Source organism: Pseudomonas sp. C8002 (assembly GCF_013385765.1).
Classification (GTDB): Bacteria; Pseudomonadota; Gammaproteobacteria; order Pseudomonadales; family Pseudomonadaceae; genus Aquipseudomonas.
Map to the genome: position 1 here is coordinate 264,048 of NZ_JACAPJ010000005.1, position 15,878 is coordinate 279,925.

Below are 15,878 nucleotides of genomic sequence, written 5' to 3' on the forward strand. Positions count from 1 at the left end.
ATGCATCCGAATGACGATGACCGCACCCAGTTCATGCCGCGTCCCGGTGGCCGCGCGCCGGAGCCTGTTCGCGCAGAGCCGGCGCCGCTGTCGATGCCCGCTGCGCCGATCCTGACCGGCAAGGCCCAGGGCCTGAACCCGCTGGAAAGCGCTGCCGGCCCGTTGTTGTCGCTGCTGACGCGCCTGCGCAACACGATCTCGCACCCTGCGCCAGCGAGCCTGCGTGCGCAGTTGCTGGCTTACCTGCGCCAGTTCGAAGAACGTGCCGAGGCGGCCGGCGTGGCCCGCAACGATGTGCTGCTGGCGCGTTACGCGCTGTGCACCGCCCTCGATGAAGCCGTGCTGAGTACGCCGTGGGGCAGTGCCAGTGACTGGGGCAAGCAGAGCCTGCTGATCACCGTGCACAACGAAGCCTGGGGCGGCGAAAAGGTCTTCCAATTGCTGGATCACTGCCTGCAAAGCCCGCGGGAACGCCTGTACCTGCTGGAACTGCTGTACCTGTGCCTGTGCCTGGGTTTCGAAGGTCGCTACCGCGTGATGAACGATGGCCGCAGCCAGCTGGAAGCCTTGCGCGAGCGTACCGCTGCGGCGATTCGCAGTGCCCGTGGCGAGCATGAGCGCGAGCTGTCACCCCATTGGCGCGGCGTGACCGTGGCCCGTGATCGCCTGGCGCAGTTCATGCCGCCATGGATCGCCGTGGCCATCGGCCTGGCACTGCTGTTGGCATTGCTGTTCGGGTTGCGGATGAAACTGGCGTCGGATGCCGAGCCGGTGTTCAAGAATATTCATGCCCTGGGGGAGATCCCGGTGCAGGCCATCGACCGTCCGGTGGCCCAGCCGAAAATCATTGAGCGACCGCGTCTGGCAGGCTTCCTGGTGGAAGACATCAAGGCCGGTCGCGTAGCCGTGGAAGATGCCGTCGACCGCTCCGTGGTGACCATCCGTGGTGATGAACTGTTCGCCTCGGCCAGCTCCAGCATCGTCGATGACTTCCAGCCGCTGATGCTGCGTATTGCCGACGCCATCCGCAAGGTCAAGGGCCAGGTGCGGGTCACCGGCCACAGCGATAACCGTCCGATTGCGACCCTGCGCTTTCCGTCCAACTGGGCGCTGTCCGAGGCGCGGGCCAAGTCGGTGCTGGAGATTCTCGCGGCCAAGACCGGCCAGCCGGAACGCTTCAGCGCCGAAGGCCGCAGCGACACCGAGCCGGTGGCGACCAACGCCACAGCCGAAGGCCGTGCGCGCAATCGCCGGGTAGAAATCACCGTATTGGCGGAGGGCGTCGAGTGAAGGCGTTTTTCAGTTTTGTGATTCGCTGGGTGATCCCGCTGCTGGGCCTGATCGCCTTGAGCCTGATCATCTGGTTTGTGGGCCCGTTGCTCGATGTGCTGGTGCCGGAAGGGCGCCGCTGGGCGCTGATCATCCTGGTGTTCGCGGTGTGGATTGCCTACCGCGTATTCCGGATTATCCAGGCCCGGCGCCAGGCCGCCGAAGTGATGCGCAGCCTCGCGGCGGAAACCCCGCCAGACCCTGCCAGCGTCGCCACCGCCGAAGAGCTGGCGACCCTGCGCCAGCGCATGGACGAAGCCCTGGCCCTGTTGAAAAAGGCCAAGCTGGGCGGTGACGAGCGCCGCAACCTGTATGAGCTGCCGTGGTACGTGATCATCGGCCCGCCGGGCTCGGGCAAGACCACCGCGCTGGTCAATTCCGGGCTGCACTTTCCCTTGGCGGCGCAGTTGGGTGCCGGTGCGGTACGGGGCGTGGGCGGTACGCGCAATTGCGATTGGTGGTTTACCGACCAGGCCGTATTGCTCGACACCGCTGGCCGCTACACCACCCAGGACAGCAACTCCACGGTGGATAAAGCCGCCTGGCTGGGCTTTCTCGACCTGCTGAAAAAGCAGCGATCCCGGCGCCCGATTGACGGTGCGTTTATCGCCATCAGCCTCTCGGACCTGCTGCTGGGCAGCGACGCCGAGCGTGCCGCCCATGCCGCCGCGATCCGCCTGCGTATCCAGGAGCTGTACACCCAACTGGGCGTGCGCTTCCCGATCTACCTGATGCTCACCAAGCTCGACCTGGTGCCGGGCTTCATGGAGTTCTTCGACAACCTGAGCAAGGAAGAGCGCGCCCAGGTGTGGGGCATGACCTTCGCCCTGGACGACGGCAAGAACAGCGACAGCCCGCTGGCCCATCTGCAAAGCGAGTTCGCCGGCCTGGAACAGCGCCTCAACGAGCGCCTGGTGGAGCGCCTGCAACAGGAACGCGACCCGGCGCGGCGCGACCTGATCTACGGTTTCCCGCAGCAGTTCGGCGCGTTGAAGGATTGCCTGCAAGGCTTCCTCGAAGGCGTGTTCAAACCCAACGCCTTTGAAGAGCGCGTCTTGCTGCGCGGTGTGTACTTCACCAGCGGCACCCAGGAAGGCAGCCCGATTGACCGCTTGATCGGCGCCATGGCCCAGAGCATGAACCTGGACCGCCAGCACCTGGCGCGCCAGACCGGCACCGGGCGCAGTTACTTCATCGAAAAACTGTTCACCGCCGTGGCGTTTGCCGAGCGTGGCCTGGTGGGCGTCAACCCGAAGGTCGAGCGCCGTCGCAAGTGGATTGCCCGGGGTGTGCTGGCCGCAACCGTGGCGCTGGTACTGGTCGTCAGCACGTTGTGGTGGGTGAGTTATCGCGCCAACCAGGCCTACATCGCCCAGGTTGACCAGAAGGTCGCGCCGTTGGGCCAGACCGTGCAGAACCTCAGCCCGGCGCAGCGCGAAGTACTCGCGGTATTGCCGTTGCTCAATGCGGTGAAGAACCTGGCGGGCGACTCGCCGAGCTGGTCCGAAGGCTTGGGCCTGTATCAGGGCGACATGCTCGAAGCCGAATCCGCCAGCGTCTACCGCAAGCTGTTGATCGCCGTGTTCGCGCCCCGTTTGGTGACGCGCATCGAAGAGCAACTGCACGGCGGCGGCAATTCCGACTTCCTCTATGAAGGCTTGAAGGCCTACCTGATGCTCGCCGACAGCGAGCATTACGACCCGGACTTCATCAAGGCCTGGATCGCCCTCGACTGGGACCGCAACCTGCCGCGCGACCTGCCGGCGGACCAACGGCAGGCCCTGATCGGGCACTTGCAGGCCTTGTTCGAGCGGCATCCGCCCAGCGCCCGTCTCGACCCGCGCTTGATCGACGACCTGCGCCGGCAACTGCAGCAACTGCCGGTGGCCCAGCGCGTCTACGACCGCATCAAGCGCCAGAAACTGCCGGAAGGCGTGCCGGACTTTCGCATCAACGAAGCGGCGGGCCGTGATGCCGCGCTGGTGTTCAGTCGCAAAAGTGGCAAGCCGTTGGGTGAGCCGTTGAGCGGCTTCTTCACCGCCAAGGGCTATCGCCAGGGCTTCCTGCTGGCCAGCCTGAACCAGACCGGCACCCTCGCTGAAGAGCAATGGGTACTGGGCCGCGAGCAGGCCGACCAACAAAACGTCGTCAGCCTCGCCGCCGATGTGCGCCGCCTGTACTTCCAGGACTATCAACGCCAGTGGGATGCGTTGCTGGCGGATATCGACTTTGTGCCGATCACCAGCGTGGCCCAGGCGGCCGACGTCTTGCGGGTGATTTCCGGGCCGACCTCGCCGCTGAAGAAGCTGCTGGTGGCGGTCTCCAAGGAGACCGACCTGCAGGCGGAAGAACGCCTGCTGGCTGCCAAGGGCGCGCCGGTGGAAGGTGGTGTGGACAAGCTCAAGGAACGCCTCGGCAGCCTGCTTGGCCAGGACCAACCAACAGCGGATGCACCGGCGGCCAGTGAAGACCCGGTGACGGCGCACTTCGCCGAACTCAACAGCATCGTCAGCAAGAACGAAGGCGAACCGGCGGCCATCGATGGCCTGCTGGCGGACATGAATGCGCTGTATGTGCAGGTCAGCGCCATGGTCGGCGCCAGTGGCGATGCGTTGCTCGGCGAAGCGAAAAACCAGGCGGCGGCTGCGGCCACGCGGGTCAGCCTGAATGCCGAACGCCAGCCGCCGCTGGTGCAGGGCATGGTCAAGTCAGTGGTCAACTCCACCACCAACAGCATGATGGGCGGGGTGCGCAACCAGCTGAATGCGGCGTGGGTCAGCGAAGTGGTGAACGTGTATCGCCAGTCCCTGGCCGGGCGTTATCCGATGTCGCCCGGCAGTGCGCGGGACGCGACCCTGGATGACTTCGGCCAGTTCTTCGGGGTGGGCGGGGTGATGGACAATTACTTCCGCAAGTACCTGCAACCTTACGTCGACACCTCCACGCAAACCTGGCGCTGGCAGCCGGGCGCGGCGCAGAAACTCGGCATCGCGCCGGGCGTGCTGCAAACCTTCCAGCGTGCGGCGACCATTCGGGATGCGTTTTTCCGTGCCGGTGGCACCCAGCCGATCGTGCGCTTTGAACTCAAACCGGTGGCGATGGACGCGACCATCACCCAGTTCCTGCTGGACCTGGACGGCCAGCAACTGAGCTATGACCACGGCCCGAGCCGGCCGGTCGCGATGCAGTGGCCGAATCCCGGCAGCATTGGCGTGGTGCGCATTTCCATCATGCCGCCGTCAGCCAGCGGGCGCTCCGGCGTGACGCTGGACGGCCCGTGGGCCTGGTTTCGTCTGCTGGAGCAATCGGACCTGACCGCCGGCAATTCGCCGGACCGCTTCAACCTGCGTCTGCGGGTCGACGGCGCGAGCATCTCCTACGAGTTGCGGGCCAACAGTGCCTTCAACCCGTTCAAGAGCCGCGTGCTTAACGGCTTCAGCCTGCCGGAGCGGCTATGACCACGCTGGGTTTCTACGGCAAGTTGGCGTGCCGCGGCGACTTTGTCAGCCGCGCGCTGCCCCAGAGTTTTATCGGCCCTTGGGACAGTTGGCTGGCGTCCGGATTGCTCGCCAGCCAGACCCGCCTCGGGGCTGACTGGCTGAATGCTTACCTGGTCAGCCCATTGTGGCGCTTCGTGTTGGCGCCGGGCGTGTGCGGGCCGGACGCGGCGGTGGGCGTGGTGATGCCGAGCATCGACCGGGTGGGGCGCTATTTCCCGCTGACGGTGGCTGCGCTGTTGGATCACGACACCGACCCGGCCTCCGTCGTTGGCGGCCCGGACGCCTGGTTTGAACAGGTGGAAGAGTTGTTGCTGAGCACGCTGGACGCCGGCGCCAGCTTCGAAGGTTTCAGCGGCGGGATCGAATCCCTCGGCGCTCCAGCCTGCCAACCTCGCACCTTGGGTAGTCGCTTTGCGGGCTTGCAGCGTGTCAACGCCACAGACCCGCAGGCGCGGATGACTGCGCTTGCCGAACAGGCCTGCGAAGGCGCGAGCCTGTGGTGGGGCCGTGGTTCGCAACAGATTTCTCCCGGTTTAATGCGGTGTCAGGGCTTGCCTGCTGCCGACGATTTTGCGCAATTTTTGCTCGGCCAAGAAGGTGTTGTGTAGATGCGGTCCACGTTCAAATCCGCCAGCAAAAGCCACGTCGGCATGGTTCGCCAAGTCAATGAAGACGCTTGCCTCGACCTGCCGGAAAACGGCCTGTGGGTGGTGGCCGACGGCATGGGCGGGCACGCGGCGGGGGATTACGTCAGCAGCCTGATTGTCGACAGCCTGCGCAGCATTCCCGTGGGCCGTTCCCTTGAGGAATACACGGCGGCGTTGCGCAGCGACCTGCTGCGAGTCAACGGCGCGGTGCGCGAAGAAACCGCCCACCGTGGCGTGACCATGATGGGCAGCACCGTGGTGTTGCTCGCCACCCGAGGCTTGCGCGGCGTGTGCCTGTGGGCCGGCGACAGCCGCCTGTATCGCCTGCGCGACGGCCTGCTGGAAAGCATTTCCCGCGACCACAGCTACGTGCAGGACTTGCAGGACAGCGGCCTGCTCAGCGAAGCCGATGCGCGGGTGCATCCACGGGCGAATATCGTCACCCGCGCGATTGGCGTGGAAGCACAGTTGGCGTTGTCGTCGGTCGACCTGTTGATCGCCCCCGGCGACAGTTACCTGCTGTGCAGCGATGGCCTGAACAAGACCGTCGAAGACCACGAGATCCGCGAAGTACTGAGCCATGCCGAGCCGGACGAAATCGTCCGCAGCCTGGTGCACCTGGGGCTCAATCGCGGCGCGCCGGACAACATCACCGCCATCGTTGTGAAGGTGTCGACATGAACATCGTCATTCCCGGCTACGACATCGAAGGCGAAATTGGCGTTGGCGCCATGGCCAGCGTGTACCTGGCGACCCAGCGGTCCCTGGAGCGCAAGGTGGCGCTGAAGATCATGGCGGCAGCGCTGGCGGCCGACCCGAGCTTCTGCGAACGCTTCCTGCGCGAAGGCAAGACTTTGGCGCGCCTGTCCCACCCGCATACCGTGACCATCCATGACATCGGCAATGTCGGTGAGCTGTACTACATGGCCATGGAATACTTGCCCAATGGCACGCTCAAGGAGCGGATCGCCGCGGGACTGACGCCGGAGCAGGGGCTGACGTATATCCGCCAGATCGCGTCGGCGCTGGGCTACGCCCACGCTCAGGGTCTGGTGCATCGCGATGTGAAGCCGGCGAACATTCTGTTCCGCGCGGATGGCACGGCGGTGTTGTCGGACTTTGGCATCGCCAAGTCCCTGGATGACCGCACGCAGTTCACCCAGGCCGGATTTGCCGTTGGCACGCCGAGCTACATGAGCCCGGAGCAGGCCCGGGGCCAGGAAATTGACGGGCGCGCCGACCTGTATGCGCTGGGCGTGGTGCTCTATGAAATCCTCGTGGGCAAGTTGCCTTACAACGGCACCGATGCGCTTTCCACAGCGCTGGCGCACCTGACTGAACCGCTGCCTGAGTTGCCGGTGCACCATGGGCGTTATCAGGAGGTGCTGCGCAAGCTGCTGGCCAAAGACCCGGCGGAACGCTTCCCGGATGCGGCGGCGTTGTTGCGGGCGTTGGATCAGTTGCCGAAGGAAGAGCAGGTCGAGGCGACGTTGATTCGGCCTCTGCCGATTCCGGTGGCGGTCTCCAATGACCTGGCCGGACTCACGCCGGTTTCCATCGAAATCCCGACCGAAAAGCCGCAGCCACAACCCGTGCGGCAACCGGTGGCGACGCCGACGCAACACTCGGCCGTGTCCGGACAAAACCGTGGGCCGGTGCTGGCGTTGGCGGCAGTTGCCGTGGCGGTCGCGCTGGCAATTGCGGGCGCAAGTTACTGGTGGTTGAAAGATGACGCGCCAGCCGCCGCGCAGCCGGTTGCCGAGGCGGCCAAGACCATCGCGCCGCCTGCCGCGCAACCGGTAGCGGCGCAGGTTGACGGCGGTCAACGCCCGTTGCTGATGGCCGGCAAGAAAACCTTGTTCCAGCGGGTACTGAGCAAGCCCGGCGCCAAGCTTTCCCACGAAGCGGGCGGGGCGCCTGGCGAAGGTTTGCCGGCGTTTTCCGTGCTCTATGTCTACCAACGCAAGGACGTCGACGGCAGCCCCTGGCTACGGGTTGGCGCCGCCACCGACGGGCGCAGCGACGGCTGGCTGCCGGCGGCGCAAGCCAGCGACTGGAAGCAGAGCCTGGTGCTCAAGTTCACCGAGCGTTCGGGCCGGGCGCCGGTGATGTTCCTGCGCCAATCTGCGGAAGTGGAAAAGCTGCTGGCCGATCCTGCCGCAGCGAAAAACCTGCTGCTCAAGGTGCAGAAAAACAGCGAGGACAACCAGCAAGTGCTGGCCTTGGAACCGGCCGCCAGTGCTGTGCCGCAGAACCAGTTTTACCTGCTGCCGATCTTCGACTCCAAAGAGAGCTTCGACGAAAACGGCCAGCCGGTGCAGTTGCTCAACGTCGCCTCCATCGACCCGGGCAACACGCCTAATGTCATCGCCAAGGCTGTCGGCCGAACGCCGGCGATCGATGCCAGCGCCGACGCCTTCCGCACCGCCGTGGTGCTGGTGGTCGACACCACGGTGTCGATGCAGCCCTACATCGACCAGGTTCGCGACGTGGTCCACGAGCTGCAAACCCGTATCGCCGAGCGTGGCGAGCTGGACAGCGTGAGCTTTGGGCTGGTGGGTTTTCGCAACAGCATCAAGAAAACCCCGGGCCTGGAGTATGTGGCCAAGACCCTGATCACCCTCGACCAAGGGCGCGACCCGCAGCGCTTCCTCGACATGGCGCGGCAGGTCAAAGCGTCGACGGTGTCCAGCCACTCGTTCAATGAAGACGCGTTCGCCGGTGTCATGCAGGCGGTGGAAGGCATGGACTGGTCCGGCTACGGTGGGCGCCTGATCCTGCTGGTGACCGACGCCGGTGCGTTGCGCAAGAACGACCCGTTCGCTACTACCCAGATGAACGAAGCCGAAGTACGCCAGGCTGCATTGGGCAAGCAGATCAAGATCTACGCTTTGCACCTGCGCACCGATGCCGGCAAGAAAACCCACAGCGGCGCCGAAACCCAGTACCGCACCCTGACCGCCGACGCCAACCCGCAGATCGGCGACCTGTACACGCCGGTGCCCGGTGGCGATGTGCGCAAGTTCGGCGAGCGTGTCGACGAGATCGGCACGGTGTTCGCCAACCTGGTGCATCAGGTGCGCAGCAACACACCGCAGCCGGTGCCGCTGCTCAGTGCCGCGCCGACCCTGGCGGACAAATCCGCCGCCGTCGGTTACGCGATGCACATGGATTTCCTTGGCCGCAAAACCGCGAGCCAGGCGCCGCAACTGGTGAGTGCCTGGACCGCCGATCGCGACCTGACCAACACCGCGCTGCCGGCCTTTCAGGTGTGCGTGATGCTGACCAAATTGCAGCTCAACGATTTGCAGCAGTCCTTGAAACTGATCGTCGACGCCGCGCGCAAAACCCAGACCTCACCGAAGGATTTCTTCCAGGAAATCGCCAGCGCCTCGGCCTATATGAGCCGTGATCCACAGGCCTTGAAAAAGGGCGGCAACCTGGCGGACGGCGGCATCCTTGGCGAATACCTGGAAGGCCTGCCGTACCGCAGCAAGTCGCTGAACATGACCCAGGATTTGTGGCTGTCGTTGAGCGTGGCCGAGCAGGAAGACTTTATCGACGAGCTGGATTCGAAGATCCGCCTCTACGAAACCTTCCATAACGATGTGGCCAACTGGGTCCGTTTCGGCGATGCCGAGCCGGGTGATGCGTTGTACCGCGTGCCGCTGTCGACGCTGCCGTAATGCTGAACTTGAGCGCAGTGCACAAGAGCCGGGGCGTTGGTGCCCAGCGCTACAGCCTGGTGATACCGGGCTTGCAACTGCGTGCGGGTGAACAGTTGGCGGTGGTCGGGCCGAGTGGCTGTGGCAAGAGCACCTTGCTGGATTTGCTCGCGCTGGTGTTGGCGCCGGATCAGGTCGGGCAGTTCGATTTCAACCGCGTCGACATTGCCGGGCTTTGGCGTGGTAACCAGCAAAGCGCGCTGGCGGAGCTACGCAGTCGGCACCTGGGTTACGTGCTGCAAACCGGCGGCCTGCTGGGCTTTCTCGATGTGCGCGGCAACATTGCGTTGTCGCGGCAACTCCTGGGTTTGAAAGACGACGGCAGCGTGGCGCGGTTGGCCGAGCAGTTGGAAATCACTGATCAGTTGGACAAGAAGCCGGCGGCGTTGTCCGTCGGCCAGCGTCAGCGGGTCAGTTGCGCAAGAGCCCTGGCCCACGGTCCGCAGCTGTTGCTGGCGGATGAGCCCACCGCTGCGCTCGACCCGTTGAACGCCGAGCGGGTGATGCAGGCGCTGTTGGCCCAGGCCCGGCATAACGGCGCGTGCTGCGTGATCGCCACCCATGATGAACCCCTGGCCCGGGCCAGCGGCTTGCAGGTGCGGCGCATCAGTTGCCGTCGCGACGCCGACGGCGGCGTCACCGCCACCCTTGGGGAGGCGTGCTGATGCGTATCGCCCTGGTGGCTTCCCTGGCCTGGCAGGATTACCGCAACGATGCGTGGCTGTCGGTGTGTTCGGTGCTGGCGCTGGTGGCGGTGATCGCGCCGTTGCTGGTGTTGTTCGGCCTGAAATTTGGACTGGTTAGCAGTTTGACCGAACGTTTGGAGAACGACCCGGCCACCCGGGAAATTATTCCGTTGGGCGGTGGTCGATTCAGCAGTGAATTTGTCGAGCAGCTCCGCCAGCGCAGCGACGTGGCGTTCGCCTTGCCGCGCACCCGGCAGATTGCGGCGACGGCGCAGTTGGGGGCGGTGACGGTGGAGATGCTGCCGACCGCCGCCAACGACCCATTGCTGGCCGGCCTGCTGATGCCCAAGGGCCTGGATCAGATCGTGCTGAGCCACACCGCTGCCGAAAAGCTCGGGGCAAAGGCCGGGGATTGGCTGGAGGCGAGTTTTGGGCGCCAGGTGGCGGGGCGCGTCGAGTCGCAACGCCTGCGGGTTCAAGTGCTGCAGGTAGCGCCGCTGGAAGCCTTCGCCCGGGATGGATTGTTTGCGCCCTTGGGCTTGCTGGAAGCAGCGGAAGATTATCGCGATGGCCGCGCGGTGCCGGCGTTTGGCTGGGACGGCGATGCGGTGGGCGTCAGCGAGCAACGGGTATACCCGGCGTTCCGTTTGTATGCGCGGCGCCTGGTGGATGTGGAGCCGCTGCGGGTGTATTTCGCCGGGCAGAATCTGTTGGTGTCGACCCAGGCCCAGACCATCGCCCAGGTGCAGTCGTTGAGCCGCAACCTGTCGATCGTGTTCTGGATCATCGCCGGGCTGGCGTTGGCGGGCGCGTTTGCCGCGATCTTTGCCGCGGCGCTGGCGTCGGTTGCACGCAAGCGCCGGGAGCTGTCGGTATTGCGGTTGTTGGGGTTTTCCACCGCCGGGTTGTTGCTGTTTGTGGTGTTGCAGGCGCTCTACAGCGCGGGGTTTGCCGCTGCATTGAGTGGGCTTTTATATGGCTTGGCAGAGTCCGGCCTGAACCAATTATTCGTGCAGGTGCCGGGCGAATACGCCAGCCACCTGCTGGCGCGTCACTACGGCCTGGCCCTGGCAGCTGTCCTCGGCGTCAGCGCCGTGGCGGCGGCGTGTGGTGGTTGGCGTGTGGCGCGTATCCAGGCTTCTGAAGGAATCAGAGATGTATAAGTTACTGGGCGCCGCCATGGCGCTGACCCTGTCCTGTGTGGCCTGGGCCGATGAGGCGAGCGACAAGCTGGACAACCCCAAGCCGTTGCCGGATGACGTCAGCCTGCCGCTGCCCTGCGAAGGCAACATGGTGTTCCGCTATGCCTACGTGCTGGCCCAGGGCACTCTGGATGACCGCGAGATCAGCCTCGGCTACCCGTTCAGCGAAGGTGAAGCGGGCTATCAGCAGTCGTTCATTTCCGGTTATCGCCGCGACTTCATCAACGGCCAGTTCACCCTCAAGGACCTGCCCAAGGACTGGAACAAGGTCATTGCGCCGCTGATGCCGAAGACCGACGCCAAGACCCCGCTCAAGCCGATGCTGTACTTCATCGGCAAGTACGAAGTCACTGCGCGGCAATATGCGCAGGTCATGTCCCAGGCGCAATCCCTGGCCAGTGGCGAACCCGCCCCGGCGTGCGATGTACCTACCGGGATGGCGGCGCGCTTGCCCAAGGTCAAGCTGTCGCGCTTTGAAGCCGAACGCTTCTCGGCGGTGTACAGCGCCTGGTTGATGAAATATCACCGCGAGCTGCTGCCGGTGAGTGGTCGCGGTGCTTCGGCGGACGACGGCGGCCTGGGCTTTGTGCGCCTGCCTACCGAAGTGGAGTGGGAGTTTGCCGCGCGCGGTGGCCAGGCGGTCAGCCGTCAGGACCTGGAAGGCCGGCTGTTTCCACGGCGTACCGAGGGCAGCGAAAGCGATGGTCCCCTTGCCGATTACGCGGTGTTCAATCAGGTCGCGGGTGGCACCGGCCAGGCCGCACGGCTGATGCCCATCGGCACCAAGCTGCCCAACCCGATCGGCATGTTCGATGTGATCGGCAACGCAGCGGAAATGGTCCAGGAGTCCTTTCAACTGGTGCACGCCGGGCGTCGCCAGGGCACCTATGGTGGGTTCGTGGTCAAGGGCGGCAACTACCTGGAAGGCGAGGGCACGCTGTTCACCGGCATGCGCCGCGAGTACCCGTTGTTCGCCGCTGACGGTACCGAACAAAGCAACGAGACCACCGGCTTTCGCGTGGCGATTGGCGCCTTGTCGGCACCGCGTTCGCGCTACAAGGAGCTGTTCGCCCAGTGGCAGAAGGAAGGTCGCCTGGCCTCGCTGACCGATGCCATCGACGACGCCCAGGACCCGACCAAGCGCCTGGACAGCATCATCGCCGCCAGCGTCGACCCGCGCCTGCAAGCCGAACTCGGCCTGGTCAACGAAGAGCTCAAGCGCAACGTCTCGCTGATCGCCCAGCAGCGCGAAGAAGCGGCCGGCAACCTGATTCAGTCCGCGGCCCTGGTGGCCGAGACCATCAACAACTACAACATCCGCCTGATCAATTTGCAGAAGAGCCGCCAGCAGGCCATCGACGCCAAGGACGAGGCCAGCGCGCAGCTGTTCGCCACGGCGATCACCAATGGGCGCAGTGCGCTGGACGGCGCGGTGGCGATCTACATCGACAACCTGGCCACCGGCACGCGCTACACCGATGCGGTGATCCAGGCGCAGTTTCAACGGATCAAGGAAGAGTTGGATCGCAAGCCGGTACTGGGCAAGAGCCTGGTGACGCGTGCGACGTTATTCGTTCGCCATGTGGGCAACTACCGCAAGCAACAGCGGGCCGACCCGGCGACGATTTTGAAGGAATTGCTCGCAGCGAGCGGTCAGCGGTCTTGACCGCTGGTTGTACAGCGAGCTTGGAAGGGACTCAGGCGGCGGTGGGCCGCGCTGGGCAAGTCAAACTTAAAAGAGAACACAACGATGATTTTTTCCCGTAAGGCGGTTTCCAAGCGTCATCTGCTGCTGATTGCCGCAGGCTTCAGCACGGTGCTGACCGGTTGCGCAACGTCACCGACCAACCAGGTCGCCTCGACCACCAAGGTCGAGTACTACCCGAACTGCTACGAGCCGGTGCAGCACTTGCGTGCTACCGATTCGGACCTGACCAAGTCGGTGGTCACCGGTGCCGCCCTGGGTGCGGCCGGTGGTGCATTGCTGGGCGCCTTGACCGGCGACTCCGACAAGCGCGGCCGCAACGCTGCCATCGGTGCAGCGGGCGGCGCCCTGGCCGGTGGTGCTGCGGGTTACTACACCGAGCGCCAGAAGCAGATCACCGATGACAACCAGCGCATCGCCTCCTACGCCACCGACGTCAACAAGCGTGCCTCCGACATCGACCGCAGCACCGCGTACGCCAAGGCGTCCCAGCAGTGCTACCAGAGCGCGTTCACCAAGCTGGTGGCCGACCGCAAGGCCAAGACCGTCAACGACGTTGAAGGCCGCAAGCGCCTGGCAGAAATCGTCTCGGGCCTGAAAGAGTCCAACGACCTGATCGTCGCGGTGAACGGCAAGGCCAGCGAAGACCTGAACAACTACACCCAGGCGTACGAGCAGGATCTGCAACAAGTGGGCGTACAACGCGCCGACGTGGTCACTGTTGCGACTGCCGATACCACGCCGGTGGTGACGCCAGCCAAAGGCAAGAAGCCGGTAAAAGTCGCGAAAAAGCCGGTACTGCCAACCGTGCCGAAAGAAGCCGTAGCCACCGAGAAAACCATCCAGACCGCCCAGACCAAACAAGCTGAAAGCAAGCAGGTTGCCAGCGCCGGTAAAGCGCAGATCGAAGGCACTTGCCGTGATCCGAACCTGGCGGATTGGGCACCGGTTCCTTGCCCTAACGTCTGAGGAAAGTTGTTGCTATAAGCGTTAAACGCCAGCCGATCTCCTGCTAAAACGGGAGATCGGTAGCGTTATTTGCACAAATCGTTAAACTGCTGCGGCCACCCAATAATTACACTGAGGCCGTGTGCATGAAATTTCGTTTTCTTCTCTGGATGCTTGGCCTGTTGATGGGCAAAGCCAGCCGCACCAACCCTGCGTTCCAGCAGCAGTTGGGTGACAAGGACCTGGCGTTCCAGCTGCAGACCCTCGACGGCAAGGTTGCCCGTCACTTCATCGTCAAAGACCAGCGCATTACCAGCCGCTCGGGTGTTCATCCCGCGCCTGCGTTTGCCATCGCCTTCAAAGACGCCGCCTACGGCTTCGCCACGATGCAGGCGAAGAACAAGCAACTGGCGTTCATGACGGGGATTCAGGACAAGTCGATCCAGATCAAGGGCAACCCGGCGCTGGTGATCTGGTTCCAGGGGTTGACCAAGTATTTGAAGCCGAAGAAAAAGCCCAAAGGCTAGGGGCTTCTTCAGCAATACCGAGTCGCCTGCATTCGCGAGCAAGCCCGCTCCCACATTCAATCCCATTCCAAAGTTGGAACTCGGTCGAATGTGGGAGCGGGCTTGCTCGCGAATACGGTGTAACAGGCGCCCGATTTATCCCTGGCTGAACTGCGAAGCCAACTCGCGCAACAACGTTTCCGCGTCCAGCACCTTGCTCACCACATCCTCTGCCTTGTCCCGGGTCAGCCCCAGGCGCTCAAGCAGTTCGTCCGGGATGGATTCATCCGGCCCCGAGCCGATGCCGCGGCTGCGCAACAAGCGCACCGCCAGGCACACCAGGTTCGGGTATTCCGCATATTGGCCGTCGTAGGTCGGGTCGTGCTGGAAGCGCAGGGCGGTGGACAGTTCGTCCGGCATGTCCCAATAGCGCATCAACCACGCACCAATCTGCTCGCGGCTGATGCCCAGCAGATGCTGCTCGATGTAGCTGTGGCACAGGTGCGGGTTGACCTCCAGGTGCCGGCAGATCAGTGAGAAGTGCGGCGGGAAGACGTGGGCCAGCAACAGGTAGCCGAAATTGTGCAGCAGGCCGGCGAGGTACGTCAGCCCGGCTTCCGGGCGCTGGGCGCGGGGCATGGCGCGGGTCAGGCCTTCGATGACGGCAGCGGTGTAGATCGACTGGTGCCAGTACGGCGTGGCCTGTTGCGGGTGGTCCTTGGGCAGGCTCAAGGTCTTGCCCAGGGCCAGGCCGAGTGCGAGGTTGATCACCAGGTCAAAGCCCAGCACGCGCACGATGGCGTCTTCCACCGAGCGGATCTTGCCCGGCGAGGCGTAGTAGGGCGACGCGGCCCAACTCACCACCTGGGCGGCCAGGGCCGGGTCGGTTTCGACCACGCCGGTGATGTCGTCGATGGTGGCGTTGGGGTCGACCCGCAGCTTGATGATCTTTTGCGCGGTATCGGCCAGCGGTGGAATTTCGATGGTGGCTTCCAGGCGCTGCTGGATACGGCGGGCGGTGAACGCCTGCATCGCCTGGGTGATTTCCTCGCGGTCGTCGTTGGGGCGATCCAGGTTTGGCCGGATGTTGCTCAGCGGCTCGCCGAAATGCGCGGCGCTGGCCTTGGTCAGCATGCTCTTGAACGCGTCGCTGGAAATCTCCAGCAGCAGCCCGGCTTCGCCCGAGTGCACCAGCACGGTCGGCTCACGCAACAGGCTTTCTTCGTACAGGCAGGGAGAACTGGTCAGCGGCGGCAGGCCGGGCAGCAGGCTCAGGCTGTGCTTGCCGAGCATGCGCTCCAGGCGCTCCGGCGACACGGCCGTGAGGCGCCGACCGGTGAGCTCGGCGAGGCGATTAAGGTCCAGCAACTGGTTCTGTGGAAACAGCACCATGAGTGCACCCACGGCATCATCGAGCAGTACGGCTTGAACCTTCTGCGCCGGGTTCAGGCCGGGGCGTTCGGCAACTTCCGTGTAGCTGATGGCGAGCTTTGCAAGCAGCGTCCGAATCACCGAGGGTGCAGTCGGTGGGGCTGTGGCGAGGGCAACTTCTGACATGGCCTGAATCCAATTTCCTACAGTCATTGGAGTATAACCAGCTTGATACAAGTGAGGGTTGTCTAAGTGAGTC

Annotated in this window: 11 protein-coding genes; 10 read left to right on the forward strand and 1 reads right to left on the reverse strand. The window is 64.2% G+C overall.

Annotated features, from left to right (window positions below; genetic code table 11):
• The 10 genes from HX814_RS07795 (at position 1) to HX814_RS07840 (ending at position 14,269) form a co-directional block, all read left to right on the forward strand.
• Entirely contained in the window at positions 1-1,290 is a 1,290-nt protein-coding gene (locus HX814_RS07795; RefSeq protein WP_008439459.1) for a DotU family type VI secretion system protein, read from the forward strand.
• Positions 1,287-4,787, forward strand: coding sequence for a type VI secretion system membrane subunit TssM (gene tssM / locus HX814_RS07800; RefSeq protein ID WP_177009048.1), 3,501 nt, complete (start codon positions 1,287-1,289; stop codon positions 4,785-4,787). Before HX814_RS07795 ends, tssM begins: the two co-directional genes overlap by 4 nt.
• A complete protein-coding gene (gene tagF / locus HX814_RS07805; protein WP_102370167.1) occupies positions 4,784-5,437 on the forward strand; it encodes a type VI secretion system-associated protein TagF in 654 nt (217 codons plus the stop codon). Before tssM ends, tagF begins: the two co-directional genes overlap by 4 nt.
• Positions 5,438-6,157, forward strand: a complete 720-nt coding sequence (locus HX814_RS07810) for a PP2C family serine/threonine-protein phosphatase (RefSeq protein WP_003213320.1) — start codon at positions 5,438-5,440, stop codon at positions 6,155-6,157. It begins immediately after the preceding gene.
• Positions 6,154-9,162: a serine/threonine-protein kinase gene (locus tag HX814_RS07815; protein WP_177009049.1), complete on the forward strand. Its 3,009-nt coding sequence runs from the start codon at positions 6,154-6,156 to the stop codon at positions 9,160-9,162. The genes HX814_RS07810 and HX814_RS07815 overlap by 4 nt, the downstream gene beginning before the upstream one ends.
• Positions 9,162-9,866 (forward strand): ABC transporter ATP-binding protein, encoded by a 705-nt coding sequence (locus tag HX814_RS07820; protein ID WP_177009050.1) that lies wholly within the window; start codon positions 9,162-9,164, stop codon positions 9,864-9,866. Before HX814_RS07815 ends, HX814_RS07820 begins: the two co-directional genes overlap by 1 nt.
• On the forward strand, positions 9,866-11,050 hold the full coding sequence (locus HX814_RS07825; protein WP_177009051.1) for an ABC transporter permease: 1,185 nt from the start codon (positions 9,866-9,868) through the stop codon (positions 11,048-11,050). Before HX814_RS07820 ends, HX814_RS07825 begins: the two co-directional genes overlap by 1 nt.
• Entirely contained in the window at positions 11,043-12,755 is a 1,713-nt protein-coding gene (locus tag HX814_RS07830; RefSeq protein ID WP_003213313.1) for an SUMF1/EgtB/PvdO family nonheme iron enzyme, read from the forward strand. The genes HX814_RS07825 and HX814_RS07830 overlap by 8 nt, the downstream gene beginning before the upstream one ends.
• 84 nt (positions 12,756-12,839) lie before the next feature.
• The gene (gene tagQ / locus HX814_RS07835; protein ID WP_177009052.1) at positions 12,840-13,763 is read left to right on the forward strand and encodes a type VI secretion system-associated lipoprotein TagQ; all 924 of its coding nucleotides are present in this window, start codon (positions 12,840-12,842) and stop codon (positions 13,761-13,763) included.
• Between the two features lie 125 nt (positions 13,764-13,888).
• Complete coding sequence (locus tag HX814_RS07840) at positions 13,889-14,269, forward strand: hypothetical protein (protein ID WP_008439448.1); 381 nt, start codon at positions 13,889-13,891, stop codon at positions 14,267-14,269.
• A gap of 135 nt (positions 14,270-14,404) precedes the next feature.
• Here the strand turns inward: HX814_RS07840 and HX814_RS07845 are convergent, their stop codons facing one another.
• Positions 14,405-15,805 carry an aminoacyl-tRNA deacylase and HDOD domain-containing protein gene (locus HX814_RS07845; protein WP_087693715.1) on the reverse strand — a complete coding sequence of 467 codons (1,401 nt, stop codon included), beginning with the start codon at positions 15,803-15,805 and terminating at the stop codon, positions 14,405-14,407.
• Positions 15,806-15,878: the final 73 nt, after the last annotated feature.